Consider the following 527-nt stretch of genomic DNA (forward strand, 5'->3'; position numbering starts at 1 on the left):
GCGAAAAGTGTCAGTTTATCTGGTGGAACAAGCTCTGCGAAAGATGGTAACGCTGCGAATCCAACCAATAATGAGAATTGGCGTAACAGTACCAGCTTTAGCCCAAGTCTCCCTCAGCATGAGTCGGACAAGGACAGCAGTGTAACCCGAGCTACATTAAGCGAAGGAAATATCAGTATTGGTGGTAAAAAAACCACGACGACAGAGTTGGGTATCCATAATGATGCCAATACTGTACACCGTACGGTAGAGACTCTGCCAAACTTGCAAGAGATATTGGACAAGCAAAAGACAGTAGCCGATGCGACCTCGACTATTGCGGCAGCAACACGTACTTATAACCAAAACCAGCAAAAACAGGCAGAGGCTGAAAAAGCAGCGCATAAACAACAAGTGCTGTCACAAATTGGACAGAGTAGTGAGGCATTGGAATACTACCAAAATCTTGATCCAGTTAAACAGGAAGAATATTTACGTCAATATTCCCCTGAATATGCTAAAGCGAGTCAATCCAATCAAGATTGGGG

The 527-nt window shown here is 44.2% G+C and carries 1 pseudogene; it reads left to right on the top strand.

Features of this window, described 5'->3' with window-relative positions:
- Window positions 1-527: pseudogene (locus NG55_RS20410) on the top strand (hemagglutinin repeat-containing protein); the annotation flags it as partial.

Origin of the sequence: Acinetobacter gyllenbergii (genome assembly GCF_001682515.1) — a bacterium.
Taxonomy (GTDB): Bacteria; Pseudomonadota; Gammaproteobacteria; order Pseudomonadales; family Moraxellaceae; genus Acinetobacter; species Acinetobacter gyllenbergii.